Origin of the sequence: Psychrobacter sp. Pi2-52, assembly GCF_904846705.1 — a bacterium.
Taxonomy (GTDB): Bacteria; Pseudomonadota; Gammaproteobacteria; order Pseudomonadales; family Moraxellaceae; genus Psychrobacter.
The window spans coordinates 112,199-138,274 of record NZ_CAJHBS010000003.1 but is presented as its reverse complement, the minus strand read 5'-3'; the positions used below and the strand labels follow the sequence as shown (position 1 = coordinate 138,274).

Genomic DNA, 26,076 nt, shown 5'->3' with positions numbered 1-26,076 from the left:
TGGTCAAAAAAATGGGATAATTTGACGATATTTTCATCAAATTTATTGCTAGATTATTGCTCAGAACTAGTATTATTCCTATCAAAAATACCTTCTCAAAAACCCCATAACCAAAAGTATGTGACGCGAAAATATTTCTCAGATAAGGGTTTCAAATTTATCCTAATGCGTTACTATTACCACCTAATTCTGTTAGACCCTTATATTTGATACTCTGTATTAACACCCTAAGAAAAGGATAGGTTATGCGCTACGAAGTTATCGTTATCGGTGCAGGTATGGTTGGCACGTCAATCGCGTGGCATCTACAAAAAAATAACTCAAATGTATTATTGTTAGACAAAAAATTGCCAGGGTCAGAGACCTCATATGGCAATGCAGGATTGATTCAGCGCGAAGCCATTCATACACATCCTTTTCCTCGTCAGCTGACAGAAATGATCAGAGTGTTACCAAACCAAGGTACCGATATTCGCTATCGTATTCCGGCCATTTTGCGTTATCACCAAGCCCTGCTTCAGTACTGGAAATACTCTACGCCAGCTTCAGTCAAAAAGATTGAATCAGAATGGCAGACGCTGATTGAGCATTGTACCAGTGAGCACCAAACCATGATTGAAGCTTCTGGTGCTGACGAGCTCATTACTCGTGATGGTTGGTTGCAATTGCATCGCTCGGAAGAGACGTTTAAAGAAGCACAAGTATCAGCCATCGACGCACGTAACCAAGGTGTTGAGCATAATGTGTTAAACCTTACAGAACTAAAAGCCATGGAGCCGAGTGCCAATTTTGAAGGTTTCGTTGGCGCGATTCATTGGAAAAACTCTTGGCAAGTATCGAACCCAAGTTCGCTAGTCAAAGCGTATGCGAAAAACTTCCAAGATATGCAGGGTACGATTAAAGAAAGCGATGTGAAAGAAATCGTTCAAGATGGCGAAGGCTGGAAAGTTATCACGGATAACGATACCTACTATAGTGACAAATTGGTTATCGCAGCAGGCCCATGGTCTAATGATTTGATCAGACCACTTGGCTATAACTTGCCATTGTTCCCAATGCGCGGTTATCATCAGCATTTCAAAGTGACAGAAAAGAACACGATCAATCACAGTATGTTTGATATGGACAAAGGTTTTGTGATGGGGCCGATGCAGCAGGGTATCCGTATCACTACTGGTGCTGAGATGACCACGATGAATGCGCCAAAGAACTTTGGTCAGTTAAAAACTGTATTGAAGCTGGCTAAAAAAATCTTGCCACTAGAAGATGCGGTTGAGAGTGAAGCATGGGCAGGCTCTCGTCCTTGTATGCCTGATATGAAGCCAGTAATCGGTCCTGCTGACAAGCATGACAAACTATGGTTCGCATTTGGTCACAGCCATCAAGGCTTTACCTTAGGGCCAATGACAGGGCGTCTGGTTGAAGAAATGATTCACGATAAGCCTACATTGGTCGATCTTGCACCATTTAGTGCCCAGCGTTTTTCTAACTAAGCGCGTATCTGATATATAGTTGATCCAATTTAAGAGCGGTACAAGGCAACCGAGTGCAGATGTATATGTCATACTTCAAGCGAGGTTAACGCTGTAACGCTTTTATAGTGGATTGACTATAGTTAGCACAGAATTAAATTAATAAATAAAAGGTATAGACATGATTAAGAAGCTACACAGCAATCAACGTATGAGCAAAACCGTAATCCATAACCAGACGATCTATTTGTGTGGTCAGGTAGGTAATGCAGAAGACGATATCAAAGCGCAAACATTGACTTGTCTAGAAAAAATTCAAACGTTGCTAGAAGAGGTAGGTAGTGATAAATCAAAGCTACTATCAGTCACGGTTTGGATCAAAGACATGGCTGATTTTGCTGCTATGAATGAAGTTTATGACCAGTGGTTTGAAGGTGTTCAGCCACCGGCTCGCGCTTGTGGCGAGTCAGCTTTGGCACGTCCTGAGCTATTGGTTGAGATGATCGCCATCGCTGCTGAGTAAAGACTGCTCATAGTACCTATAGCATCCGTATCAAATAGAAATAAAAAAGGCCATGATAATGATATCGTGGCCTTTTTTATGCTTGGCAATAAGCAAATTTAATTATTGAAAAAGGGCGTGCTAGCTTTCTAGATAAAGCCTACGCTATATGACGTCAGCTAAACGATACAGTCATTAGTGTCATAGGTACTAACACCCTTTCCATACTGCTTGGCGCTTCTCAATAAAAGCATCAATCCCTTCACCCACATCGTCTACCATCATATTGCCCGTCATAACTTCACTAGCATAATCATACGCATCTTCGATGTTCATGCTCAGCTGCTTATAAAACATATCTTTGCCAGTTCTTACTGCTACCGGAGATTTGGCAGTGATTGCTGTTATCAGTGACTGTAGTGTTTGATCGAGTTGCTCTGCTGCTGATACTCGATTGATCAAGCCATATTGCAAGGCAGTGTGTGGATCGATAAACTCACCTGTAATTAGCATCTCAAATGCCTGCTTGCGGGGTAAATTGCGACTGACGGCTACAGCAGGTGTGGAGCAGAACAGTCCAACGTTTATCCCAGAAGTAGCAAATCTTGCACTATCAGCGGCAACGGCCAAGTCACAAGCGGCGACCAGCTGACATCCTGCGGCTGTGGCAATGCCTTGTACTTTTGCAATGACGACTTGCGGCATACGGTTAATGGTAAGCATCATTTTACTACATTGTTGGAATAGGGCACGATGAAACGCTGCATCTGAGTGTGCACGCATTTGTTTTAGATTGTGACCAGCACAGAATGCCTTGCCTGTCGCTTGAATAACCATGACTCTGATCGTATCGTCTTGAGCGATACTGTCCAGTTCCGCTTGTAGCGCAGAGAGTAGCTCAACGGATAAGGCATTGAATTGCTTTGGTCGGTTTAAGGTGAGCGTGACAACGCCACTTTCTTTATTGTCTTCTCTAATAACCAGAAGGTCATCTAGGTCTAGAGTAATGTCAGACTGTGTCATTTATCATCCTTGATAATGGGTTGTTTGGTTTGGCAAATGCTGCTATCTATGAATTTATATCAAGCGTTTTAAATAGTAGCATGGCTCATATTCTATACAATAGATGGAGCACATAGAAAGCGCACGAAAAAAATAGCGCACTCAGATGATGAGTACGCTATTGGTTTTTCAGTCAGATATATAGTCAGTTCAATATAATTTCGATACAAGGAAACCGAGTGCAAGTTATACATTAGTATGCTTAGCGAGGATGACGCTGTAGCGGATTTATATAGACTTGACTATAAGCTAACTCTATACTAATTTAAATTTATACTAAGCTAAATTTATACTGAACTTAGTATGCGCCTTCACTATAGATAAGCTCGTAGCTGTGGCTATATATCTCAACGATGTTACCGAACGGGTCTTCCATATAAATCATACGGTAAGGTTTTTCGCCAGGGTAGTAGTAGCGTGGTTTTTCCATACGCTTTTTACCACCTGCTGCAACCATACGCTCAGCCAGTTCTTCAACGTTTGGATCTTGGACGCAGAAGTGAAAGATACCTGTTTTCCAGTATTCGAAGTTGTTTTCAGGGTTTTCTTGATTTTTGAATTCAAAAATCTCAACACCGATACGGTCACCAGTAGATAGGTGAGCGATACGGAAGCTGCCCCAACCTGCACCGAATACTTCAGTACACATCTCACCAATCGGGCTATCATCTTCGACAATCTCAGTTGGTTCCATGATGGTATACCAACCCATCACTTCAGTATAAAATTTTACGGCGGCATCTAAGTCAGGGACTGATAGACCGATGTGCGAAAAGCTTCTTGGATAAACGTTGTTCATAGCTTGTGCTCCTGTTTGCTGTACTCTTGTTTAACGTGAGACCAGTATACAAATGCACCGTCATTATGTAAAATTATCAAATATTATATAAATAAGTATAAAACGTAATGATTAATATTACATGGTTACGCACCTTTTGTACGCTTGCTGAAGTTGGGCACTTTACTCGTACCGCTGAACGTCTATATATGACGCAGTCTGGAGTGAGCCAACACATAAGTAAGTTAGAGGAGCAACTAGATACGGACTTGTTGATTCGACAAGGAAAGCAGTTTTCATTGACCAATGCAGGTGAGCAGCTTTATAAAGAAGCAGGCGAGATATTGCAGCGATTATCGAATTTAGAACAGCGCATCGGTGAAGATCCGCCTTATGAAGGATTTGTACGGTTGATGTCACCAGGTAGTGTGGGACTTAAGCTGTATCCACAACTTTTAACACTACAGCAGCAGCATTCAAAACTAGTGATTGATTACCGTTTTGCACCCAATTCTGATATTGAGCGGGCGCTGGCAAATCACGAGATTGATATAGGCTTTATGACGGATATCTCAGATGATGAAACGGTTAGCTGCAAGCCTATGGCGCAAGAAGCATTAATACTAGTAACCCCTTCGGCTACAGTAGAGCCTAGCTGGGAGCAGCTTATCGAACTTGGATTTATCGATCATCCAGATGGCGCCCATCACGCAGGCATGCTACTAACTGCCAATTATGAGCAATTTCAGCATATCAATGATTTTGAGAAAAAAGGCTTTTCGAATCAGATAGGGTTAATTTTAGAGCCCGTCAGCAGGGGAATCGGCTTTACTGTTTTGCCAGCACATGCCGTGGCTGCCTATCCGAAGCCTGAACTGATTAGCAGTCATCATTTACCAGTTGCCGTTAGCGAAACGCTATATCTTGCTGTCAGACGCCAGCAGGCACTCTCTAATAGAATGCATACGGTCATTGATGAAGTAAAAAAATGGCTATAGGTACTTTGAGAATGATAAATGCACAGCTGACAAAAAGTTAATAAAAGGCTCGATAGCTGTGCATTTAACAGAAGAGGTTCATTGATAGATTGCGGCTATTTTAAAGTCTGCCCAAGTTTGATACTTGCAGCGATATTAGCAGCAGTAGTCTCAATATTGTTGTAAGCAGAGCCTAATACGTTATCAATCGTGTCTACTTTTTGGATACTCGGCATGACCACATCGAACTGGCTGGTCTGAGCAGGTTTTAGCCCATCGACGCTGCCGCAGATAGCGATAACAGGTGTACGGCTGGCGTTAGCGATTTGGCTGATACCGCCTGCCACTTTACCCATGGCTGTTTGTGCATCGAGCTTGCCTTCGCCAGTGATGACAAGATCTGCCTCTGCGATATGCTGTGACAGGTGAGCCACTTCGGCAACCGTATCAAAGCCTGACTTTAGCTGAGCTTGGAAGAACGTCATCATCGCATAGCCAAGACCACCAGCAGCGCCAGCACCTTCAACGTATTGACAGTCTTCATAGCCATGCTGTCCACATATGGTCGCAAAGTGACTGAGTGCCTTGTCCAAGGTATTGACTTGCCCTGGGCAAGCGCCTTTTTGAGGGCCAAATACTGCGCTTGCACCTAGCAAACCGCATAATGGATTGGTCACATCACAAGCAACCTCAAATACCGTGTCTGATATCTTTGCATGCAGGCTAGTATTATCGAGCTTATGTAGGCTGGCAAGTGCGCCACCACCATGAGTGAGCAGGCTATCATTGATGTCATGAAATGTTATGCCTAGCGCCATTAACATGCCAAGGCCTGCATCATTGGTTGCGCTACCACCTAGACCGATAACGATACGCTTAGCACCTTCTTCTAGCGCATCTTCGATCAGCTCCCCAACACCATAACTACTCGCAATAACGGGATTACGCTCATCAGCTGTCAGCAGGTGCAATCCGCACGCTTGAGCCACTTCGATAACAGCAGTCGCGTCAGGCAATAACAGATACTTTGCCGTAATCGGTCTCATCAATGGGTCATGTACTCTGACTTCTTTCCAGCGCCCGCCCAATACATAAGACAATACCGCAGAGGTACCTTCACCGCCATCGGCCATTGGCAACAGCTTATAGTCAGCATCTGGAAACACTGCGCTAAAGCCAGATTGAATGGCATGGCACACGTCCAGTGCTTCTAAACTTTCTTTAAACGAGTCAGGGGCGATCAAAATTTTCATACGGCTCTCTTTGAATATCTTAATGACACGATCATTGCGATAGTGTCATGTTTTAAAACGTTTACTTAGTAATAATCAAATAAACGTCTGTAGAAATACCCAACTTCATGAACTAGATAAACACTAGGGTCAATAACCAGATAAATACGATGCTAGTCACACCTTGGATACCAGTGGCCATTGAATGGGCTTTGTACGCTTGTGCCACGCTCATGCGACTAAACTGGCTAACAATCCAAAAGAAGCTGTCATTGGCGTGAGAAATGGTCATGGCACCGGCACCGATTGCCATCACGCAGAACACGCGTCCAAGTTCGCTGTCTAGGCCAATCTGACTCAATAGTGGGGCAACCATAGCAGAGGTCGTAACCAATGCGACTGTGGTTGAGCCTTGTGCTGTTTTTAGCGCTGCAGAGACGATAAATGGCATGAAGATGCCTAAACCCAAGGCCGATAGCGTCGAACCTAAGTAATCGCCAATCGGCGTCACTTTCAGCATGGCACCAAACGCGCCACCAGCTCCAGTAATTAGTAGGATAGGGGCTGCTACTACCAAACCTTGCGAGATACTATCGCTGATTTCTTGCGTTTTTTGGCTTGATTTAATCAAGAAAAACGATAAGAATAAACCGATAAGTAGTGCAGTAAGCGGATTACCAATGAATATCAAAATTTCCGCTACCATGCTACTGCCAAATGGTGCGCTTGGAAAGTTAGCAACAGAAGACAGACAGATTAATATGATAGGCACGATAATCGGTAGGAAAGCCATTGTCGCTGAAGGCAAATGGCTGTAATCATCACGAGTCTTCATTCCTTCAGGCATTGCTGCTGGAGCATCTGCCGCATTGATATTGTCAGGAGTAGCGTTAAGGAAGCGATTAGACCACCACCAGCCAGCCAGTACCGCAACGGCTGTTACGACCACACCGACCATGATGACCAAACCTAAATTTGACTCTAGACCTAAGTTACCTGCCGCTGCGATTGGGCCTGGCGTGGGCGGGACAAAGGTATGGGTAGCGTATAGACCAGTGGCCAAGGCAATACTCATCGCGACACTTGATACATGTAAGCGCTCAGCCAAAGACTCTTTTAGAGAGTTCAAGATAATATAGCCAGAGTCACAAAATACAGGGATCGAAACGACTGCACCGACGATAGACATGGTCAAAGTAGGGAAGCGTGGCCCCAATACTTTGATGACTGACTCTGCCATTACGATAGCCGCACCCGTTTTTTCAAGGATTAAGCCAATAATCGTACCAAATACAATCACAAGACCGATATAGCCTAAGATACCACCGAAACCATCAGAGATCGTTTTGGCGACCGTGTTAAGTGGTACTTGATAAAATAGCGCGACCAAGAAAGCGGACAGAATCAACACTAAAAAAGGATGCCACTTTAATTTTGCGGTAGCGAAAATAATAAAAAGAATGGTCAGCACAAGCCAAAATACAATCATCACTGTCTCAATATGGTTTATATCTTAATTGATTACCAATGCAATACAGCCAATTATATCGACATTAAACATGGTATATAGCGTGCTAAGTCTACTTTGCGTAGTACTTTCACAGGCTTTTACCATGTCTACATTTAAACGATATCGAACCAACTATCTGCATCACTAACGATACAAAATTTTAAAGGGGCATATTTTATAGCAAATAGACGCCGCTAGGAAATAGATTCGTTAAATAGTTGGCGCTGTTGACAAAAAATTGAGAGAGACTTAATTTTGAAATGAGGGTAATTAGTAAGAAAACGTCGAAGAGGTGTGTGGAAATACTTTTATAACTAGCAATTGCTAATACTTCAAACCAAAAAAACTGGCCATTTATAATGACCAGTTTTTGTCTAAACAATATTTACCTACCTGAGTAATAATTATTTTTAAGGTAAGTATTCTAAGAAGCGCCCTTATTGACAGCTAGGCAATCTTATCAAAAAAAGCTTTGTTATTGGTAGTAGTTGCAGTATCAAAGCTGACATAAATACCTTGATCATCCAACGTGGCATACCAATGATCGTCGTTACCACTGGTTAGTAGCTGAAAGTATTTGTCATTGACTATTCTGCCAACTGTATACACCTCTCCTTCGGAGTAGTATGCATTACCTTGGGTACAGATAAGCTTGTCATTGGTATGGATGTTATTATTTTCTTTCATGTTCTTGCGCCCTATTAGTACATTAGATAGCAGTAGATTATCAATTCTGCTAATAGTAATAAAGATGATTATATAGGCAGTATCTTGTTGTTTGGTATAGCATTTTTAAGGTAGTTGTTGCATTTAGTTACTACAACATTGCATAGATAACACCGCTATCATAGCAATAGATTTTTTGAGAATCCTAAGCTGTTTAGGAATATATAAAATCCTAATTTATCGAGATAAAGGAGTGTAAGTTAGTGATATAAATAATCTAAATACATAAACTCTAATGTCAAAAATGATGCACGTAAAAAAGCCAGCAACCTAAGTTGCTGGCTTTTTACAGACTGAGTCTAACTATATAGAAGATTACTCTTCAGAATAGTCTTCTTCAGCAGCTTCTTCGTCAGCTGAATCTTCATTGTTACCATCTTCAGAAAGAATAGTAACTAAGATGCTAGCAGTAACGTCATGATGTAGCTGAATATCAACATTGTATTCGCCAACTTGACGTAGAGTGCCTTCAGGTAGCTTGATTTCAGCACGGTCTACTTCTAGACCTGAGTTAGTCAATGCTTCAGCGATATCGCGAGTACCGATAGAGCCGAATAGCTTGCCTTCGTCACCTGATTTAGCACGCATGATAACATTAACGTCAGTCAATGCATCAGCACGCTCTTGAGCAACAGCGATCTCTTTTGCTTCTTCAGCTTCAAGTTCAGCACGACGTGCTTCGAACTTTTCAATGTTAGCTTTAGTAGCAGGTAGCGCTTTGCCCTGAGGGATAAGAAAGTTACGTCCGTAACCTGGTTTTACATCGACAGTTTCACCGAGTTTACCAAGGTTGACGATACGCTGTAACAAAATAATTTGCATGAGTCATTCCTAGTTAGCGGTTAACCTTGATGGTTATCAGTGTATGGAAGTAGCGATAAGTAACGAGCTTGCTTGATAGCAGTCGCTAATTGACGCTGATATTTAGTAGATGTACCAGTAATACGGCTTGGTACGATTTTACCATTATCACTAATGTACTGTTTTAGCAATTCAACATCTTTATAGTCGATGTGAGTGATGCCTTCAGCAGTGAAACGGCAGAATTTGCGACGGCGATAGAAACGTGCCATGAGTATTCTCCTTTAATTAGTCTTCACTGTTGTCGTTGTCGTCATTATCGTTTTCACGATTGTCTGGACGACGAGTAGTTGCTTTGCGTGCGCGTTTTTCATCGGCATTCTTGGCTAACTGCGACTCTTCAGTGACAGCTTCGTCACGGCGCATAACTAGACTACGAATGATCGCGTCGTTATAACGGAATAATTCTTCAAGTTCAGCTAAAGTTTCACCGTCAGTTTCAATGTTGAAAAGAACGTAATGAGCTTTGTGAATCTTGTTGATTGGATAAGCCAGTTGACGACGGCCCCAATCTTCTAGACGATGGATAACACCGTTGTTGTCTTGAACTAACTTGATGTAGCGCTCAACCATGCCGACCACTTGGTCGCTTTGGTCTGGGTGTACAAGTAACACCAGTTCGTAATGTCGCATTATGACTCCTTACGGATTAGTAGCTATTAACCCTATGTTAATAGCAAGGAGATTTATAAGGTAAGCCCAATTCTAATCATATTTTATAAAAACAATCAAGAATAAGCTTAGTTTATAAAGCGCCGTATTATAACAGTACTCGGCAACTAACACAAAGGTTAATCACCAAGCTACTGCCAATAAAATATAAAAAGAGGCTAAATAAGCTTTGCTAAATAAAAAAGCCGCGATAGTACGCAGCTTTTTTGAGTGTAACGAGCTATAAAACCAATAACCAAACCAAAATACTGTTATTCAGATTTTGACTTCTTTACCAGTTGGCTACTGTCTGCTTTGACCACTAAGGTTTTGGCAAGTTTGTCATGCCAACCAATGTTTTCAGGGCTTTTAGACGCCATGTAATAATGAATAGCAATAATCACAAAGCCTAAAAAGCTGGTAAACGAAAACAGTAAGTTATAGATAATAAATAACAGTAACGTACGTGTACCGATAAGCTTAATAAATGAAGGTAGGCGATGCGTGGTTTGGTCCACAACACGAACACCAGTGATCAGCTTGCCTAGCGATTGACCACGCATGGTAATAAATACCAATTGTAAGGCAAATAGTCCAAAGATCATCACCTGTGACATCATCAATGTGCTACTAGGAAGACTTTCCATTAGCGTCATTGAGTATTGATAGGCGGCGTCCATATCTTGAATGTTTTGGAACTTGGTATAGTCCACATCCATCTTAGTCAATGCCATTACTAGCGGCAGTATGGCCAATATATAAAGTAGGCCATTCAATGCAGTCGCCAATACGCGTGACATGATTGGCGCAAGTACCACGTTGCCGACGACTTTATCATTGTCTGCAACAGCCTTTTTGAGAGTAGACTTATTCAGTGAGACATTGTTGTGCGGCGTTTGATGACGATTGGTCGTCATGTCGGCTTTTACGTTTTTAGGACGTTCAGGCTTGCCATATAGTCTATCTAACGATACTGACTTATCATCTTTCGCTTTATTGGTATCTTCAGGGAAGACGGTCACGTTATTGATGATAGAGTCGTTTACTTCAGGCGTGTTAGCACTGGTCGGGCGATAAACCGTTTGGTTATTGGTAAGATCACCTACGCGCTGCCACTGAGCTAAGCCTTCATGCCACATCAAATCATCAAGCAATACTTCACCAGATGCCAGCATAATATTCAGCTGCTCCAACTGATATGGGCCAGCTTGTACGTTATTTCGAGCAAGGAAAATCTGCATAATTGCCTGCATAGTTAGTCATGTCTTAAGACATTATATTAGGGTCTATTTGAAAAAATCAAATAGACCCTAATAGCGGTATCTTTAATGACTGTGTGAATGACCGCTGTGACTAAAGGTAGCGGTTTACTTTGCTTCTTCACCAGCTAAGAAGAACCAAGTATCTAGTACTGAGTCAGGGTTCAATGACACTGAGCTGATACCTTGCTCCATTAGCCAGAATGCTAGATCTGGATGGTCTGATGGACCTTGACCACAGATGCCGACGTATTTATTTTGCTTGCGGCAAGCTTCGATAGCCATAGACAATAGCTTCTTAACAGCAGGATCACGCTCATCAAATAGATGTGAGACGATACCTGAGTCACGGTCAAGACCAAGCGTTAACTGAGTCAAATCGTTAGAACCGATTGAGAAACCATCGAAATGCTCTAGGAACTCTTCTGCCAATAGGGCGTTGGTTGGTAGCTCACACATCATGATGACGCGTAGACCATTTTCGCCACGTTTTAGACCGTTTTTCTCAAGTAACTCGATGACTTCTTTGGCTTCGCCGACAGTACGTACGAATGGAATCATGATCTCAACGTTGGTCAAGCCCATGTCATCACGTACACGTTTTAGTGCTTTACACTCAAGCTCAAAACAGTCACGGAAGTTATCAGACACATAACGGCTAGCACCGCGGAAACCAAGCATTGGGTTCTCTTCTGATGGCTCGTATAACTTACCACCAAGCAGGTTAGCGTATTCGTTTGATTTGAAATCTGACATACGAACGATAACTGGCTGATCCATAAAGGCAACAGCTAGGGTTGAGATACCTTCAACCAATTTATCAACATAGAAGTCAACAGGTGACGCATAGCCTGCGATACGCTCTTGGATTGCTTGCGCAATTTCACGTGGCAAGCTGTTCATGTTTAGCAAGGCTTTTGGATGCACACCAATCATACGGTTGATGATGAACTCTAGACGTGCAAGACCAATACCTTCGTTTGGCATTTGGGTAAATGAGAATGCACGATCTGGGTTACCAACGTTCATCATAACTTTGAATGCTAGCTCTGGCATAGATTCAACAGAGTTAGTCTGTACTTCAAAATCAATCTGGCTTTCATAAATGAAACCAGTATCACCTTCAGCACAAGAAGCAGTTACGTCTTGACCATCAACTAATAGCTCAGTTGCGTTACCACAACCAACGATAGCTGGCACACCTAGCTCACGCGCGATAATTGCAGCGTGACAGGTACGACCACCACGGTTGGTGATGATAGCAGAAGCGCGCTTCATAACTGGCTCCCAATCCGGATCAGTCATGTCTGATACGAGTACGTCGCCTTCTTCTACTTTATCCATCTCGTTTAGGTTGCTAACGATACGCACTTTACCTGAACCGATACGCTGACCGATTGAACGACCTTCACACAATACTTTTGCGCCAGTCGTGTCGATGACATAACGTTCCATCACGTTGCTGTCTTGACGGCTCTTAACAGTCTCAGGACGTGCTTGAACGATAAAGATTTCGTTAGTATCACCGTCTTTTGCCCACTCGATATCCATCGCTTGGCCATAATGCTGTTCGATCGTTACCGCTTGCTTGGCAAGTGAGGTTAGCTCTTCAGTAGATAACGAGAACTGCATGCGATCTTGTTTTTCAACATCAACGGTTTTAACTGATTTAGCAGTGCTGCCTTCATCACCATAAACCATTTTCTTATGCTTGCTACCTAGGTTACGGCGGATAACTGATGGCTTACCGTTGGCTAGCAATTTCTTAGAGATATAGAACTCATCTGGGTTAACTGCACCCTGTACAACCATTTCACCTAGACCATAGCTTGAGGTGATGAATACCACTTGATCAAAGCCACTTTCGGTATCTAGCGTGAACATAACACCAGCAGCACCAGTCTCTGAACGTACCATACGCTGTACGGCAGCAGATAGTGCAACGCCTTCGTGCTCAAAACCTTTGTGTACACGGTAAGAGATTGCACGGTCGTTATATAGAGAAGCAAATACTTCTTTAATAGCAATTAGGACGTTATCAATACCGCGAATGTTCAAGAAGGTTTCTTGTTGGCCGGCAAATGACGCATCTGGCAAATCTTCAGCAGTGGCAGAAGAACGTACAGCAACAGCGATGTCTTCGCCGCCACTCATGGTTTCAAATGACTGACGTACTTCTTGCTCAAGATCTTTTGGCAGTTCTTGTTCAATAATCCAAGTACGAATCTTTTTACCAGTAGCCGCAAGCTTATTAACATCATTTACGTCTAGTGTTTTTAGCTCGCTGTTGATTTTGTCAAGCAAGCCCGTTTCAGTCAAAAAGCGGTTAAATGCATTTGAAGTGGTGGCAAAGCCGCCTGGAACACTAACGCCTAAATCAGAAAGATGGCTGATCATTTCGCCAAGCGAAGCGTTCTTACCACCAACCATTTCGATGTCGTCTTTTCCTAGCTGATCAAGATTGATTACAAGTGCTGTAGATTGCGCTGCCATGATAACTCCAGAAAATAAGGTTATTTAGTAAAGATTATAACGGTGAATTATACCGCCATATTAGGACAATTTCGAGGGTTTTAACCAAAAAACTTGTTAAAAATATACAAATTGTGGGGTTTGCTACATAAATTAGGGCCAGTCCCATCAGGTTTCGTATTTACTCAGATGAAAAATCTCATTGCTAGTGACGATGTTATGCGCTTTCAAAAGCCAATTACTGCATAAAATAGACGTATTCAAATAAGCCATATTTAGAGTATTTCTATAATTTATGTTTCAATCTTATATATCTGTATAAACAAATCATAATAGAAGAAGCATAAAGAAATATCTCAATGATAGGTGAATTAACTGTGACGACAAGATGAAAAACAATGTTGGTGCTAAGTATACGCCTGTAACATTGATTTCTATTAAGAGGCTAATATGCGTATAATGTAGCGCATAGATAGTTGATGCACATTGCATACTAAATGTGCGGTAAAGATGCTGAAAAATGCTTGTTTTAAGAAGGCGGTTATAGAACCTAGTTATACTAGTTATAAAGGCAACTATAAAAAGCCGAGTAAAAGTCACGTTATTAATAGTCAATAACTGCTAAACGTTTGCTAAGTCTGAATTATTACTAAGATCTATACCAAAAACTAAATGAAGGTCACTATTGAGTTTTCAACCGAGGTGTCAACGATATGTACTCAAGTAATCCATCTGAACAAGTTAAGTCCACTATCCAAAATCGCCATGCGCTAAACTTGGACAGCTCACAGGCCATTAGAACGGCGTTTTTCATCTCAGATGGTACAGCGATTACGGCTGAGACACTTGGACGTGCTATTTTGAGTCAGTTTGCCTCAGTTCCTTTTGAGACAAGAGTATTGCCATACGTCGATAGCTTAGAGCGTGCGGAAGATGCGGTTGAGCAAATCAATATGGCGTATCAGCGCGATGGGTCGTTGCCATTGGTGTTTGATACGATCGTCAATCCTGAGATTCGTGAAAAGATAAACTCAGCACATAGCTGTAATTTAGATATGTATGAAGGTCTGATTGGCCGTGTTGCAGAAGAGACTGGCGTAGAGCCAGATGGTCATTCAGGGCATGCACATGATGATGTTGACTCTGAAACCTATAAAGAGCGTATCGATGCAGTGCACTTTGCTTTAGACAATGACGATGGCGCGCGTACTCGCCACTATAATGCCGCAGATATTATTTTGGTGGGTGTATCGCGCTCTGGTAAGACGCCGACTTCTTTATACTTAGCATTACAATTCGGTATTCGAGCGGCTAACTATCCTTTGACCGAAGATGATTTGTACGATAATCAGTTGCCGAAAGCATTACGTGAGCACAAAGACAAACTATTTGGTTTGCTTATTGATACTGATCGCTTAGTAAAAATCCGTCAAGAGCGCCGTGCAGGCAGTCGTTACTCAAGCTATCAGCAATGCCAGCAAGAGCAGCGCGCGATTCAGGGTATCTATATCACGCATGGTATTCCGAGCTTAGATGTATCAGAGATGTCTGTTGAAGAGATTGCCACGCGTATTTTGCAGATGACAGGTCTCAAACGCCGTATTGGATAATGAATGTCAGCTTAAACAGTCTCTGTTCAATCGGTATCAATAAGTGTTCAGGCAGCTTTAATCAATGCGTAAAAAACACTAATTAACATACATCATTTCATCCTAGATAATTATCATATAGAGAATACTATGATTTCAGCCTATCAATCTATAAAGCCATCGTTGTTGATGGCAGGTTTAATCAGTGCAGCGACTTTACTGAGTGCTTGTCAAACATCACCATTTGCAAAGGATCCAGTACCTGAGCCGCGATATATTCCAAGTATCGTATTGGGAGAAGCACAGACACTGACCGTCATGCCAAACCGTGTGGCCTGTGCCTCAGAACTGCCAATGCAGTGCCTACTTGCTAAGTCTAAAGACGGTAGCGTATTCCAGATTCCTTATGACTGGATCGACGATTTCAAACCAACCCTTGGTACAGAGTACATCATTAGCGCCCGCCCGCAGATTGATGAAGGGCAACAGAGCGCTACTGGTCACTGGACATTGCAAAATATATTGTCACAACGTATGGTGAGTATGCCTCAGTAGGGCAGTATTCATTTATCTACATGATACTAACTCATCTACATATTGATTCATTTATATCTCAAACATTTACTCGATAAATAAATATAAAGAGGACATCATGGTAAGTAAAAGTGCAAGCGACGAGACCAACGATACTGGTAAAGATATTCATACCGAAGTATCAAATAAATCTAGCGGACACGTGCCAAGCCCTGAACATACCGAAGGTAAGAACAAAAAAGAAAAGATAGAGCAGACTCACGAGCAAGTGACTGATGATGTCATGCATCATCCTGACTTAGTGAATCCGCTTGATGATACACGAATCGATATTAAATCTGGTTTTACCAAAGACTCTCGCCGTCTAAAAAGTGACGATCATGAGTATGAGTATGATGCCGTTGTTTTAGGCGCGGGCCCTGCTGGTGAAGCCGCTGCTATGAAATTTACCAAGTCTGGTAAAAGAGTTGTCGTCGTCGATCCACGTGATCAAGTAGGCGGTAACTCTACTCACGTCGGTACGATTCCAAGTAAAGCACTGCGCCAATCTGTATTTAACTTGATTAATTTCCGCCGTGATCCAATGTTTACCAAGGCGATGGAATATAAGCAAGTACCGCTAAATGAAGTACTCGCCAAAGCGCGTCAAGTTATTCGTCGTCAAGTCAGTACCCACACACGTTTTTATGAGCGCAACCGTATCGAAGTCATCCAAGGCTGGGCAAGTTTCATTGACGCTCATACGCTACGTATTGAAGTCGATGAAAATGTGTACGAAACCATCACTTTCAATAAAGCCATCATCACTGTCGGTAGCCGTCCTTACCGTCCTGAGATTTTAGACTTTAACCATCCACGCGTTTTTGACTCTGACAAAATCTTGCAAATGGATTATGTGGTCAAAAAAATCATCATTTATGGTGCAGGGGTAATTGGCTGTGAGTACGCGTCTATCTTTACTGGTCTTGGCTACAAAGTTGATTTAATCAATAACCAAGATCAATTGCTTAATTACTTAGACAGCGAAATCAGTGATGCCATCGCGCATGACTTTAGACAGTTTGGTGTGCTTATCCGTAGTAACGAAGAGATTGATCATCTTGAGACTCATGATGATTATGTGGTTTTACACTTAAAGAGTGGTAAGCGCATCAAATCTGACGCCATTCTTTGGTCAAATGGTCGCTCAGGTAATACAGAAGGCCTGAATTTAGAAGCCATTGGGCTAAAAGCAAACGGCCGTGGTCAGCTAAAAGTAGATGATACTTACTGTACGGACGTCGACAATATCTATGCTGCTGGCGACGTAATCGGTTGGCCGTCACTAGCCTCTGCCGCCTACGACCAAGGTCGCTGTGCCGCTGCCTTTATGGTTGGTGATAGTGATGCTGAGCCAGTATCTAGTGTACCGACGGGTATCTATACGATTCCTGAAATCTCTTGTATCGGTAAGACAGAGCAAGAGCTCACGGATGAAAAAGTCCCGTATGAAGTTGGTCAGGCGTTCTTTAAACATCTGGCACGTGCTCAAATCATTGGTGAACGTTCGGGCGTATTAAAGATATTGTTCCATCGTGATACGTTAGAGATTCTAGGCATCCATTGCTACGGTAACCACGCTTCAGAGATTATTCACATCGGTCAAGCCGTGATGAAGTGTAAGAGCAACAATACGCTTGAGTACTTTGTAAATACGACTTTCAACTATCCAACGATGGCAGAAGCCTATCGTGTGGCAGCATTGAATGGTTTGAACCGGGTGTTTTAAACCACCGCTATTGATATCGTATAAATAAAAAGAGCGCCTACTACTATATTATTAATAGTGCAGGCGCTTTTTTTATGCTCATAGGTTTCATTAATTTGAGGATTTACAAGTAGGCTTTTCGCTGTGGAATACGCTTGCGTAAGAATAGCAATAAAACAAAATAGAGCAACCACAAGCCAGCCAACGCATAAAACCCTATAGCGACTTGAGAGATACTGGCACCCATTTGGTTAAGCTGCACAGAGGTGTTGATTGCAGGGGTGGTTGGTACCAGCCAACGTATTACTTGCAATACTTGAGGCAATTGGTCTGCTGGCCAAGGGTAGCCGCTTAAGAAAAATATCGGTAAGGAGATAAAAATTAAGATCTGCATACTGCGCTCACGCTGCCGGAACCATAATCCGAGCACGCAGCCGAGCGTTGCGACTGTCGGACAAAACAGTGCCAAAAATAGCAGTGTGCCAAGCATGTTTTGTCCACGTGGATAATGATGTAGCTCAAACGCCCACCCGTAGTAAAAGCAGCCAACGATAAAGCTAAGTGAGCTTAGCGCCCCAATACGTCCTAGCCAGCCACGTACACTGGTACTGTGACGGCGCTGCTCATACCATGTACCAATCAGCATTGCTGTCGCCATTAAAAGTGTCTGCTGTAAGATAATAACAGAGACAGCAGGTACGACATAAGCACCATAGCCTTCGGTTTGGTTATACAGTGGCATAATCCGTAGCGGTACAGCTTGCGTGTTCTGTGCTGCGGTAGGTGCATAAGCGCCTTTCGCAATGCTTTTCTTTACCTTGATACCAGCCGATACCGTACCCACTGCTTGAGAGAACCCTAATTGGACGTTTTTATTTAAAATAAAATAACCGCCGTTACCCAGTACGCTGACGTGCGCTTGCTCTCCGGACTGAACTTGTTCTTCAAGACCAGTTGGAATCACCATATAGCCTGCAATTTGATCTGACCATATGGCTTCTTTGGCAGCCTGCTCATTGATAAATCGTTCAGTATTTAGATATGGACTAGCACTCGCATAGTGAACGAGAGTACGCGATAAGCTGCTGTTGTCATGATCAATGATACCTACTGGCACATGATTGACTACTTCAGACGAGTAAGGCCAAGGATAGAAAAACCCATAGATGATAGGGGCGATAATCAACATCAAAAGCACGCCCTTATCGCCAAAGACGTCTTTGAAAGTTTGAATAAAGCTGGTCCAAAAACTTTGTGAAGCCGGAATGACCGTTGATGTAGTTTTTGAGTGTGTATTATTTAATTGTGCAGACATTAGCGTGCTCCCCAACGTTCAGGATGCGCCAATGCGCGTTTGGTTAATAGTGCCGCAAGTATTAGCGCTATTATGACCGCAAGCATGAGGCCATAAACGATAGGTAGCGATATGGCGATCGGTGCTTGCATTTGTAACTGTGCAATATGGAGTTTGAGATAATGCGTTAGCGGCAGAGCATTTGACCAATATTGTGCACTATCACTAATCGCAATATATGGAAAGGTAACACCGGCAAAGGCGTAAGAAGGCGCTGAAATAAATCCCGTAGTCGATAGACCCATACGTAATGAAAAAGAATTCAAAGTAAAAATAGCACCCAGCCAAAACGACAATGCCATTAGGCACAAAAACCCAGCGTAGACTGCCAGAAGAGACATGATGTTGATATTCTGATTGGACGTTGCTAGCCACAATATCAACGCCGACCACAAGCTATATGCCAGTATTGGCCAAAAGTATTTACCCAATAAACCAAAGACCAATACTGATAGGCTGACCGAGTTAGGCATTTTTGCATTCAATGATGCTTTGTTATAGCTGCTATTTTGTTTGGTTGATAGCGAAGATGATGTTTCTGAGGCTCTGGATAACGTTAGATTAGGCTTTCCTGTATCAATAAAACGGTACCAGCGACCGATATTCTTATCACGTAACTCGCGGCCAATCGTGGTTGCGCCAATAACCATTGCTAATATATGCAATAAGGCAGGTATGACGGTCGAAGCCAAAAACTGCTGATAATTGGTCGCAGCATTGAATAAGCTAATACGCTGCACACTGATAGGCGCGTAAGCCGTCATCGCTTGTGATGGCGCTACGCCTTGTTTGACCAAACGTTTGATCTCTACACCTGCGGATAATGTACTAGCGACCGCTTGGACACCTGCCTGAATAATACCAGAGTGCGTACCGTACTGTGCATTAACTTGTAGAGTCAACGGAGCAGGCTGGCTCGATAATATATTACGAGAAAAGTCCTCTGGGATAATGACGACAGCGTAAATATCGCGCTGTAAAATCGCAGCCTCTGCATCCGCTTGAGAGTAATAAAGCTGTCTGACTGTCAAAGTAGGACTGGCCTCTAAGTAACGGACGGCAGTATTGGCAACAGCGCTGTTGTCTTGATCGATGACTCCGATAGGCAAATCGGTAATTTGAGTCTGTGAAAATATCCACCATATTAGCAGCACCGTTGCCAGTGGTATCCATACCACCATGCTAAAGTCCCAATGATTTTTTGCCAAAAAACGGCGCTCGTAGGCTGCACTGCGTAAAAAAGCCTCACTTAACTTAGTCAAGTGCATGGCTTACTCTTGGTTCTGATTGACAGGAGTAGGATTGATACGTACGACCACACTCATACCTGAGCGGATACGGGCATCGGGCTTAGATGGTCGTGCTTTCACCTCAAAAGTACGCACATCAAAACCATCATCGTTGTTGGTCGGACGCCAAGTGGCAAAGTCTGATAAGGTCGATGTCGCATAGACGCTAAACTGTTTTGTATAAGGCTTATCCGCTGATGACAGTGCTGGGATAGTACCCGTAAATGTCTGACCAATAGCAAATTGATTTAAGTAAGACTCAGTGACGTTAAGTACCACCCATTGGTCATTGGTATCCACCAACGTCAGGAGCGGAACCCCTTGACCGATGACTTCTCCAGCACTCACGATGACATTATCAACGATACCAGCGATAGGACTTCTTAGGTTCGCTTCCTCCTTTGCTACTAACGCCTCATCAAGTTTTGCATCGACCTGTGCGACTTGTGCAGTGGCCGCTGACTTATCTTCAGTACGCGCGCCTTCTAGTGCCAAATCATATTGTAAGCGGGCTGCTTCGGTTTGGTCTTGAGTAGCAAGATATTGCGCATACGCCTCATCGCGCTTTTGTCGCGCCATCAAACCTTCTTCGTAAAGGCGATTGACACGCTGATAGGTGTTTTCTGCTAAGTCAGACGCCGCTTTATTGGCTTGCCAAGCGGCTTTTGCTTGGGCGATTTCTTGCGGGCGCGCACCGTTTTCTGCTTTATCTAATTGACTTTGTGCGATTTGCTTACCAGCACGTGCTTGATTAATCTTGGCATTAATCTCAGGCGAATCCATCTCAACCAGTTGCTGACCTGCCGTTACCGTATCACCCTCTGTTACCATAATTTGGGCAATACGCCCTGGCACTTTTGCAGCGATAGACGTTTGCTGCATTTGCATTTGCCCTTGTAGCGTAATAACTTCTGGCTCGCTATGCGCATTACTTTTGTATAGGCCATACGCAATCGTACCAAGGACAATCAGTATGAATAGGGCAAGTAATCCTTTTTTTATACGCGCAGATTTGTCAGTTTTAGAGGCGTTACGATTATAAGCAGGTGTCGGTTGCTCTGGTTCAATATCAGACACGTCTTCTACAGGATCGACTGAATTTTGTGTATCTTGAGAGGTCACTGACTCGGTTGCATCAGCTGATTTATTTGAGTCGTCTGATTCGCGTGGTAATTCTGTCATGACAATGAGATTCCTAAAGCAACAAAGTTGAAATTAAGGGGTTTATTACTAGTACACTCGAAACGCATAAGGCTTGGCGTTGTCTATGGTTTCAGAATTAAAAATAGCACCAAGAGCGACGATAAATGCTGAATAATAGAGCCATAGCATAATAACCACAGCAGCTGAAAGCGCGCCAAACTCAACACTATAGTTATTAAAATTTTGCACATAAATCGAAAATAAGATGGACAATATAATCCATAAAACCGTTGCCAGCGCAGCGCCCGGCACTAATTTTTTGAGGGCGACGGCATCACGATTTGGGGCTAGACGATAAAGACCCAAAAAGCTTAAGAATATGATACCTGTCAATATGGGCCACCTGCTCCAAAGCGCAATCGTCTTAGCTATTCGAGGGAAAGGGAAGTAGGCCGCCCCCAAAGGAATAATGGCAATAGAGGAGACCGCGATAATCAATACGACTACTGCTGCAAAGGTCAAACCAACTGCGCGAATCGTGCTTTGTACAAAACTACGCTCCTGAGTTATATGAAACGCAAGATTAATAAGAATAATTAAAGATTTGATACCTTTGGAGCCCGCATAAAGTGCGAGCAAGGACGATATAAGCAAGCTGAAAGTCAGGGCAGACGTAGTCGTAGAAACCAACTCGCTCAGACGGGAGTTGAGTACTTCATATACTGTATCAGGTATAAATTGACTCAAAAGCGCGATTTGCTCTTGCATCTCGGCAGGAGAAAACGCAAGACCATAAAGCAGTACAAACACAGCCATCACTGGAAAAATTGATAAGAATCCAAAGAAACCTACGCTTGCGCAATGCGCCCAAACGTTAGAATTATTGGCAATACGCCACGTTTCTAGTAACGTCTGTAGCCAGTTTTTTATCGATTTAGAGGTCAATTCTTTCATAAAAGCAGCTGTTCGTAATAGGGTTGGTAATAGTATTTTTGATGTCGACTTTATGGTAATACAAAGCGTTTAACAGCACGACTTAAGGCTTCTCACATCACATCATTGCTCAGTATATAAAGTAGGCAATTGAATGTCAGCGGCATTGAGATAAGCATTAAAAGCAAGTGGCGTACCACAGCTTTGCATAAGGGCAGCCAGTGACTGTACATAGTCATTAGCAGCCTGTGCTTGCTCGGTGCGTGCCTTAAGTGATTGCGTTTGTGCTTGCACCACGTCAACGGTAGTATTTACACCTTCTTGTAATCCTAAGCGACGTAGTCGTAATACTTCTGCTGCCAAATCAACATTACTTTGTAATGCTTGATAGCGTGATTGAGCATTATTGACATCGTGCCAGTTTTTTTCTACCAGTAGCAATAAATTGTCACTAACTTCAATCTCAGAGAGATCGGCCTGACGTATTTTGGCACTACTGGATGCTAGCGATGCGGCTTTATCGAGTCCGCCCCATAGTTTCCAACTGGCAGATATACCAGCGACCCAGCTTGGATCTTTCTCTACCTGACCATAACCGTATAGTAATACCGTAGGTTTGTAGCCCGTATCTGATAGCGCATGTAACTGCTGAGCCTGTGCCCGCTTGGCTGCAACTTTTTGCAGTCCGGGATGGTTGTTTAGTGCCAAGTCCTGAAAATAGCTCACATCTGGTAGAGGGCGACTAGAGACAAACAATGGCGTGGTCGGTTTAATACGGTAGTCGGTACGTAGTAGACGCTGTAGCGCAATCATGGCTAGGCGCGCGTCATTATTCGCATTGACGGATTCACTCTTGGCATCCGCAAGCGCTGACTGTGCTTCTAGTCTATCGACACGTGAGATAAAACCTTCTTCAAACAGACGCTCGGCCATATGGTCGGTCTGTTGCAATGTATCGTAAGCGTCTTCTCGTAAGTAAGCAGCGATAATCGCTAGCTGTGCCTTAAAATAACGCTCAATTAACGTATTATAAAGCTCATTTTTATCCAGTACGCTATCAGCCATCGCTTCTTGTGTACGTGCATCCGAGGCGCCAGTCAATGCGTCTGTACGCCCAGCAGTATAAATAGGCCAAACGACACCAAGACCTGCACCCGACGTAGAGCCTGAGCGCTTTAGGTTATAGGAGTCGGGAATACGCTCACCGACCAGCTCACCAAAGTCTGGTAAGTCTGCTGTCGGAGGGACTATGTTATCTACCCCATTGTTTACTTCGTTGACGATACCACTTCTGAGAGAAGATAAATCTATATCCTCATCTAAATGATAGGCACTGGCAGATACTCGAGCAAATACGAGCGGATTGTCGATGGTTCTGAGCGCGTCAGTTTGGTATTCGCTAGCGGCAATCGCTGCTTGATTGGCAGCGATTTTAGGTGATACTTGTACCAGCAGCTTCTGCGCTTGCTCTAAACTCAAAAAGCTTGAGACGTCTAGTGCGTAGCTGTTATCGACTGTTTTATGTGTAATAGGGTCCACAAGCGTAGACAGTGCCTGCGATTTAGCCTTATTAGGGTTTGGTACTGTAAGAAAAGGCGCGACAGCTGGTTTATCATTCTCAGTCAGACTATTAGCATCTATGATTTGTGTCACAGCCACTGGTGTAACATCATCTGACACTTCTATACTGTCAGCGTCAGTGCTTGCGTAAGTCATGACAGGCACGCTCATGACTGCAACTGTCATCATAGCAGTCGGTAGCGCTGATAAAATGAATTTCATAAGTCACATAAGCCATTAATTAGAATGTAAGGTATTATAAAATAAGGAACAGCACCGATAGGTTTCATTGCTCAGGATATAAAGTTGCTGAACTATTATAGACTATTTGCTAGCTAGCTAGCGAAAGAATGATGCTTAAATAAACCATTCATATTCTAATATAAAAATACGTCTATATTAAAAGTGCTAACAAGCGGTCATTCGTCATAAGAGGTACACTGTAGAGCCACAATGGTGACGGGTCAATGCTCAGTATTTTGCCGTTTTCTATTGTGCGACCAGTAGCGGTATGATAGAGGATTGATTTAATTTTTAAATATCTGTTTATAAGTAACAACATAGCCAACAAGACGTTTTAGATACAAGCGATTTATTTTTAAATAGATTTTGTTTTTAATCTCATTATGAAAGCATTTAGGCAGTAATTAACAAAATAAAAAATGCTCAATAAGCATTAGTCAATAAGTAGCAATTAATAAGAATCAGTCAATGAATAGTCACTAAATGGCTATCAAACAGAATAAACAATATTAGCAGAGGATGTGTCATGGCAGGGTATATTTTAGCGTTGGATCAAGGGACCACATCGAGTCGAGCGATATTGTACGATGATCATGCGCGTCCTATCAAAATGGTACAACAGCCAACGACGCTGCAAACACCAAGAGCTGGATTCGTTGAACAAGATGCACAGCAGATCTGGCAAACTCAGATTAGCTGTGCACATGATGTTATTAATCGGGCAGGGTTGCTTGCCACTGACGTTACCAGTATCGCGATTACCAATCAGCGTGAGTCGATTGTGATGTGGGATAAGCAAACTGGTAAGCCACTGGCTCCCGCCATCATTTGGCAGGATAGGCGTACCGCAAATTACTGCAAGACACTCGCTACTGAAAGCGCTACCAATAGCATGAATGACCCTGTGCATCAGAGCATTGATAGTGTCAATATGGCACATGAAGTACAGCGTATTACAGGTCTGCGTTTAGATCCGTATTTTAGTGCCAGTAAGATTGCTTGGTTACTCGAAAACAACCCGAAGCTGAGTGTACGAGCCAGCAGAGGTGAGATAGCGGTCGGCACGATTGATAGTTGGCTGATTTATAAGCTCACAGGCGGGGAACATGTCATTGATGTGACCAATGCTTCTCGTACATTGCTATTTGATATCCATAAGCTGGCATGGTCAGAGACACTTTGTGACCGTTTTGCTATACCTATGCATATATTGCCTAAAGTACTACCGTCCGACGGCGATTTTGGCAAAACCAAAAAAGGCCTGTTTGCAAAGCAAATACCCATTCAAGCGGTATTGGGTGATCAGCAAGCAGCGCTCTTTGGACAAGGTTGTCTTGATGCAGGCATGGCCAAAAACACTTATGGTACAGGCTGCTTTATGCTAATGAATATTGGCCAACAGCCAAAACTGAGTGAGCATAAGCTGCTAACCACCATCGCGTGGCAACGTAAAACGTCACCAATTCGTCCGGACAGTTTATCATTTGACCAAATCGTACAATCAGGCAAACGCATGCTACAGCCACCTAAAAAGGAAGTCACTTATGCCCTAGAGGGCAGTGTCTTTATGGCAGGGGCTATCGTTCAATGGCTGCGTGATAATTTGGGTATGATTCAGCAGAGTAGTGACGTCGAAGACTTAGCCCGTCAAGTAAACAGTAGCGAAGATGTCGTTCTATTACCTGCTTTTACTGGATTGGGCGCGCCTTATTGGCGTTCTGATATCAGCGCTAGCATCACTGGTATGAGCCGCGGTACTACCAAAGCTCATATTGCACGCGCTGCATTGGAGGCCGTTGCTTATCAAACCTATGATGTGCTTATCGCTATGCAAAAAGACAGCCCTCATCCTTTGACTGAGCTGAGAGTAGATGGCGGCGCTGCAAATAATGATTTACTCATGCAGTTCCAAGCAGATTTGTTAGGTGTTCCAGTATTACGTCCTAGAGATACAGAGATTACGGCAAAGGGCGCAGCACTCCTCGCAGGACTGAAAACTGGGCTATATGACGAATCGACCATGAAAGCTTCATGGCAGGTAGATCGCGTGTTTGAACCAAGTATGTCGACTGATACTCGTGAGCGACATCTTGTTAAATGGCAACAGGCTATCAAAAGGTCCCTGATGCCGTTATAAGATTGATTTACTTAGTAAATTTATTGTGATCCTACATTTATAATT

The 26,076-nt window shown here is 43.1% G+C and carries 22 protein-coding genes; 7 read left to right on the top strand and 15 right to left on the bottom strand.

All coding sequences use genetic code 11. From position 1 onward, the window contains the following. Window positions 1–245 precede the first annotated feature (245 nt). Together JMY00_RS02900 and JMY00_RS02895 are read left to right on the top strand one after the other, a co-directional pair. The gene (locus JMY00_RS02900) at window positions 246–1,493 is read left to right on the top strand and encodes an FAD-binding oxidoreductase (RefSeq protein ID WP_201579065.1); all 1,248 of its coding nucleotides are present in this window, start codon (window positions 246–248) and stop codon (window positions 1,491–1,493) included. Window positions 1,494–1,656: 163 nt separating this feature from the next. Then, window positions 1,657–1,995 carry a RidA family protein gene (locus JMY00_RS02895; protein WP_102091315.1) on the top strand — a complete coding sequence of 113 codons (339 nt, stop codon included), beginning with the start codon at window positions 1,657–1,659 and terminating at the stop codon, window positions 1,993–1,995. Window positions 1,996–2,184: 189 nt separating this feature from the next. On the opposite strand, the gene JMY00_RS02890 is transcribed toward JMY00_RS02895, so the two are convergent. Together JMY00_RS02890 and JMY00_RS02885 are read right to left on the bottom strand one after the other, a co-directional pair. Beyond that, window positions 2,185–2,997 carry an enoyl-CoA hydratase gene (locus JMY00_RS02890; protein WP_201579064.1) on the bottom strand — a complete coding sequence of 271 codons (813 nt, stop codon included), beginning with the start codon at window positions 2,995–2,997 and terminating at the stop codon, window positions 2,185–2,187. 337 nt (window positions 2,998–3,334) lie between these two features. Next, window positions 3,335–3,835 carry a lactoylglutathione lyase family protein gene (locus tag JMY00_RS02885; protein ID WP_101205448.1) on the bottom strand — a complete coding sequence of 167 codons (501 nt, stop codon included), beginning with the start codon at window positions 3,833–3,835 and terminating at the stop codon, window positions 3,335–3,337. 107 nt (window positions 3,836–3,942) lie between these two features. Between JMY00_RS02885 and JMY00_RS02880 the strand changes: the two genes are divergently transcribed. Further along, window positions 3,943–4,812: a LysR family transcriptional regulator gene (locus JMY00_RS02880; RefSeq protein WP_201579063.1), complete on the top strand. Its 870-nt coding sequence runs from the start codon at window positions 3,943–3,945 to the stop codon at window positions 4,810–4,812. A gap of 95 nt (window positions 4,813–4,907) precedes the next feature. On the opposite strand, the gene JMY00_RS02875 is transcribed toward JMY00_RS02880, so the two are convergent. The 8 genes from JMY00_RS02875 to ppsA all read right to left on the bottom strand — a co-directional run bounded on the left by JMY00_RS02875 (window position 4,908) and on the right by ppsA (window position 13,523). After that, entirely contained in the window at window positions 4,908–6,044 is a 1,137-nt protein-coding gene (locus JMY00_RS02875; RefSeq protein ID WP_201579062.1) for a glycerate kinase, read from the bottom strand. A gap of 112 nt (window positions 6,045–6,156) precedes the next feature. Next, on the bottom strand, window positions 6,157–7,512 hold the full coding sequence (locus JMY00_RS02870; RefSeq protein ID WP_134292465.1) for a GntP family permease: 1,356 nt from the start codon (window positions 7,510–7,512) through the stop codon (window positions 6,157–6,159). A 468-nt stretch (window positions 7,513–7,980) separates the two neighbouring features. Beyond that, a complete protein-coding gene (locus JMY00_RS02865; protein ID WP_201579061.1) occupies window positions 7,981–8,220 on the bottom strand; it encodes a hypothetical protein in 240 nt (79 codons plus the stop codon). Window positions 8,221–8,574: 354 nt separating this feature from the next. Next, window positions 8,575–9,081, bottom strand: coding sequence for a 50S ribosomal protein L9 (rplI, locus tag JMY00_RS02860; protein ID WP_057759378.1), 507 nt, complete (start codon window positions 9,079–9,081; stop codon window positions 8,575–8,577). A gap of 20 nt (window positions 9,082–9,101) precedes the next feature. Further along, entirely contained in the window at window positions 9,102–9,332 is a 231-nt protein-coding gene (gene rpsR, locus JMY00_RS02855) for a 30S ribosomal protein S18 (protein WP_010198808.1), read from the bottom strand. Between the two features lie 16 nt (window positions 9,333–9,348). Continuing rightward, window positions 9,349–9,753, bottom strand: coding sequence for a 30S ribosomal protein S6 (rpsF, locus tag JMY00_RS02850; protein ID WP_101205443.1), 405 nt, complete (start codon window positions 9,751–9,753; stop codon window positions 9,349–9,351). Window positions 9,754–10,043: 290 nt separating this feature from the next. After that, window positions 10,044–11,012, bottom strand: a complete 969-nt coding sequence (locus tag JMY00_RS02845) for an RDD family protein (RefSeq protein ID WP_240990631.1) — start codon at window positions 11,010–11,012, stop codon at window positions 10,044–10,046. A gap of 126 nt (window positions 11,013–11,138) precedes the next feature. After that, entirely contained in the window at window positions 11,139–13,523 is a 2,385-nt protein-coding gene (ppsA, locus tag JMY00_RS02840; RefSeq protein WP_102091300.1) for a phosphoenolpyruvate synthase, read from the bottom strand. Between the two features lie 755 nt (window positions 13,524–14,278). On the opposite strand from ppsA, the gene JMY00_RS02835 reads away from it, so the two are divergent. From JMY00_RS02835 to sthA, 3 genes are all read left to right on the top strand, one after another. Beyond that, window positions 14,279–15,112: a pyruvate, water dikinase regulatory protein gene (locus JMY00_RS02835; RefSeq protein ID WP_180952637.1), complete on the top strand. Its 834-nt coding sequence runs from the start codon at window positions 14,279–14,281 to the stop codon at window positions 15,110–15,112. 129 nt (window positions 15,113–15,241) lie between these two features. Next, a complete protein-coding gene (locus tag JMY00_RS02830; RefSeq protein ID WP_201579059.1) occupies window positions 15,242–15,646 on the top strand; it encodes a DUF4377 domain-containing protein in 405 nt (134 codons plus the stop codon). Window positions 15,647–15,743: 97 nt separating this feature from the next. Continuing rightward, complete coding sequence (gene sthA / locus JMY00_RS02825) at window positions 15,744–17,393, top strand: Si-specific NAD(P)(+) transhydrogenase (protein ID WP_240990630.1); 1,650 nt, start codon at window positions 15,744–15,746, stop codon at window positions 17,391–17,393. 103 nt (window positions 17,394–17,496) lie between these two features. On the opposite strand, the gene JMY00_RS02820 is transcribed toward sthA, so the two are convergent. From JMY00_RS02820 to JMY00_RS02800, 5 genes are all read right to left on the bottom strand, one after another. After that, window positions 17,497–18,687 (bottom strand): ABC transporter permease, encoded by a 1,191-nt coding sequence (locus JMY00_RS02820; RefSeq protein WP_201579058.1) that lies wholly within the window; start codon window positions 18,685–18,687, stop codon window positions 17,497–17,499. Continuing rightward, on the bottom strand, window positions 18,687–19,994 hold the full coding sequence (locus JMY00_RS02815; RefSeq protein WP_201579057.1) for an ABC transporter permease: 1,308 nt from the start codon (window positions 19,992–19,994) through the stop codon (window positions 18,687–18,689). Before JMY00_RS02815 ends, JMY00_RS02820 begins: the two co-directional genes overlap by 1 nt. Before the next feature lie 3 nt (window positions 19,995–19,997). After that, window positions 19,998–21,197 carry an efflux RND transporter periplasmic adaptor subunit gene (locus tag JMY00_RS02810; protein ID WP_201579056.1) on the bottom strand — a complete coding sequence of 400 codons (1,200 nt, stop codon included), beginning with the start codon at window positions 21,195–21,197 and terminating at the stop codon, window positions 19,998–20,000. A gap of 48 nt (window positions 21,198–21,245) precedes the next feature. After that, entirely contained in the window at window positions 21,246–22,112 is an 867-nt protein-coding gene (locus JMY00_RS02805) for a YihY/virulence factor BrkB family protein (RefSeq protein WP_201579055.1), read from the bottom strand. A gap of 102 nt (window positions 22,113–22,214) precedes the next feature. Further along, window positions 22,215–23,873: a TolC family protein gene (locus JMY00_RS02800; RefSeq protein ID WP_201579054.1), complete on the bottom strand. Its 1,659-nt coding sequence runs from the start codon at window positions 23,871–23,873 to the stop codon at window positions 22,215–22,217. Between the two features lie 547 nt (window positions 23,874–24,420). Here JMY00_RS02800 and glpK point away from each other — a divergent pair. After that, window positions 24,421–26,031, top strand: coding sequence for a glycerol kinase GlpK (glpK, locus tag JMY00_RS02795; RefSeq protein ID WP_201579053.1), 1,611 nt, complete (start codon window positions 24,421–24,423; stop codon window positions 26,029–26,031). Window positions 26,032–26,076: the final 45 nt, after the last annotated feature.

What these genes read in the sequence shown, in the direction of transcription:
- JMY00_RS02900 (WP_201579065.1), top strand. Translation starts at nt 246, where the DNA reads ATGCGCTACGAAGTTATCGTTATCGGTGCAGGTATGGTTGGCACGTCA.
- JMY00_RS02890 (WP_201579064.1), bottom strand. Translation starts at nt 2,997, where the DNA reads ATGACACAGTCTGACATTACTCTAGACCTAGATGACCTTCTGGTTATT.
- JMY00_RS02885 (WP_101205448.1), bottom strand. Translation starts at nt 3,835, where the DNA reads ATGAACAACGTTTATCCAAGAAGCTTTTCGCACATCGGTCTATCAGTC.
- JMY00_RS02880 (WP_201579063.1), top strand. Translation starts at nt 3,943, where the DNA reads ATGATTAATATTACATGGTTACGCACCTTTTGTACGCTTGCTGAAGTT.
- JMY00_RS02875 (WP_201579062.1), bottom strand. Translation starts at nt 6,044, where the DNA reads ATGAAAATTTTGATCGCCCCTGACTCGTTTAAAGAAAGTTTAGAAGCA.
- JMY00_RS02870 (WP_134292465.1), bottom strand. Translation starts at nt 7,512, where the DNA reads ATGATTGTATTTTGGCTTGTGCTGACCATTCTTTTTATTATTTTCGCT.
- JMY00_RS02865 (WP_201579061.1), bottom strand. Translation starts at nt 8,220, where the DNA reads ATGAAAGAAAATAATAACATCCATACCAATGACAAGCTTATCTGTACC.
- rplI (WP_057759378.1), bottom strand. Translation starts at nt 9,081, where the DNA reads ATGCAAATTATTTTGTTACAGCGTATCGTCAACCTTGGTAAACTCGGT.
- rpsR (WP_010198808.1), bottom strand. Translation starts at nt 9,332, where the DNA reads ATGGCACGTTTCTATCGCCGTCGCAAATTCTGCCGTTTCACTGCTGAA.
- rpsF (WP_101205443.1), bottom strand. Translation starts at nt 9,753, where the DNA reads ATGCGACATTACGAACTGGTGTTACTTGTACACCCAGACCAAAGCGAC.
- JMY00_RS02845 (WP_240990631.1), bottom strand. Translation starts at nt 11,012, where the DNA reads ATGCAGATTTTCCTTGCTCGAAATAACGTACAAGCTGGCCCATATCAG.
- ppsA (WP_102091300.1), bottom strand. Translation starts at nt 13,523, where the DNA reads ATGGCAGCGCAATCTACAGCACTTGTAATCAATCTTGATCAGCTAGGA.
- JMY00_RS02830 (WP_201579059.1), top strand. Translation starts at nt 15,242, where the DNA reads ATGATTTCAGCCTATCAATCTATAAAGCCATCGTTGTTGATGGCAGGT.
- sthA (WP_240990630.1), top strand. Translation starts at nt 15,744, where the DNA reads ATGGTAAGTAAAAGTGCAAGCGACGAGACCAACGATACTGGTAAAGAT.
- JMY00_RS02820 (WP_201579058.1), bottom strand. Translation starts at nt 18,687, where the DNA reads ATGTCTGCACAATTAAATAATACACACTCAAAAACTACATCAACGGTC.
- JMY00_RS02815 (WP_201579057.1), bottom strand. Translation starts at nt 19,994, where the DNA reads ATGCACTTGACTAAGTTAAGTGAGGCTTTTTTACGCAGTGCAGCCTAC.
- JMY00_RS02810 (WP_201579056.1), bottom strand. Translation starts at nt 21,197, where the DNA reads ATGACAGAATTACCACGCGAATCAGACGACTCAAATAAATCAGCTGAT.
- JMY00_RS02805 (WP_201579055.1), bottom strand. Translation starts at nt 22,112, where the DNA reads ATGAAAGAATTGACCTCTAAATCGATAAAAAACTGGCTACAGACGTTA.
- JMY00_RS02800 (WP_201579054.1), bottom strand. Translation starts at nt 23,873, where the DNA reads ATGAAATTCATTTTATCAGCGCTACCGACTGCTATGATGACAGTTGCA.
- glpK (WP_201579053.1), top strand. Translation starts at nt 24,421, where the DNA reads ATGGCAGGGTATATTTTAGCGTTGGATCAAGGGACCACATCGAGTCGA.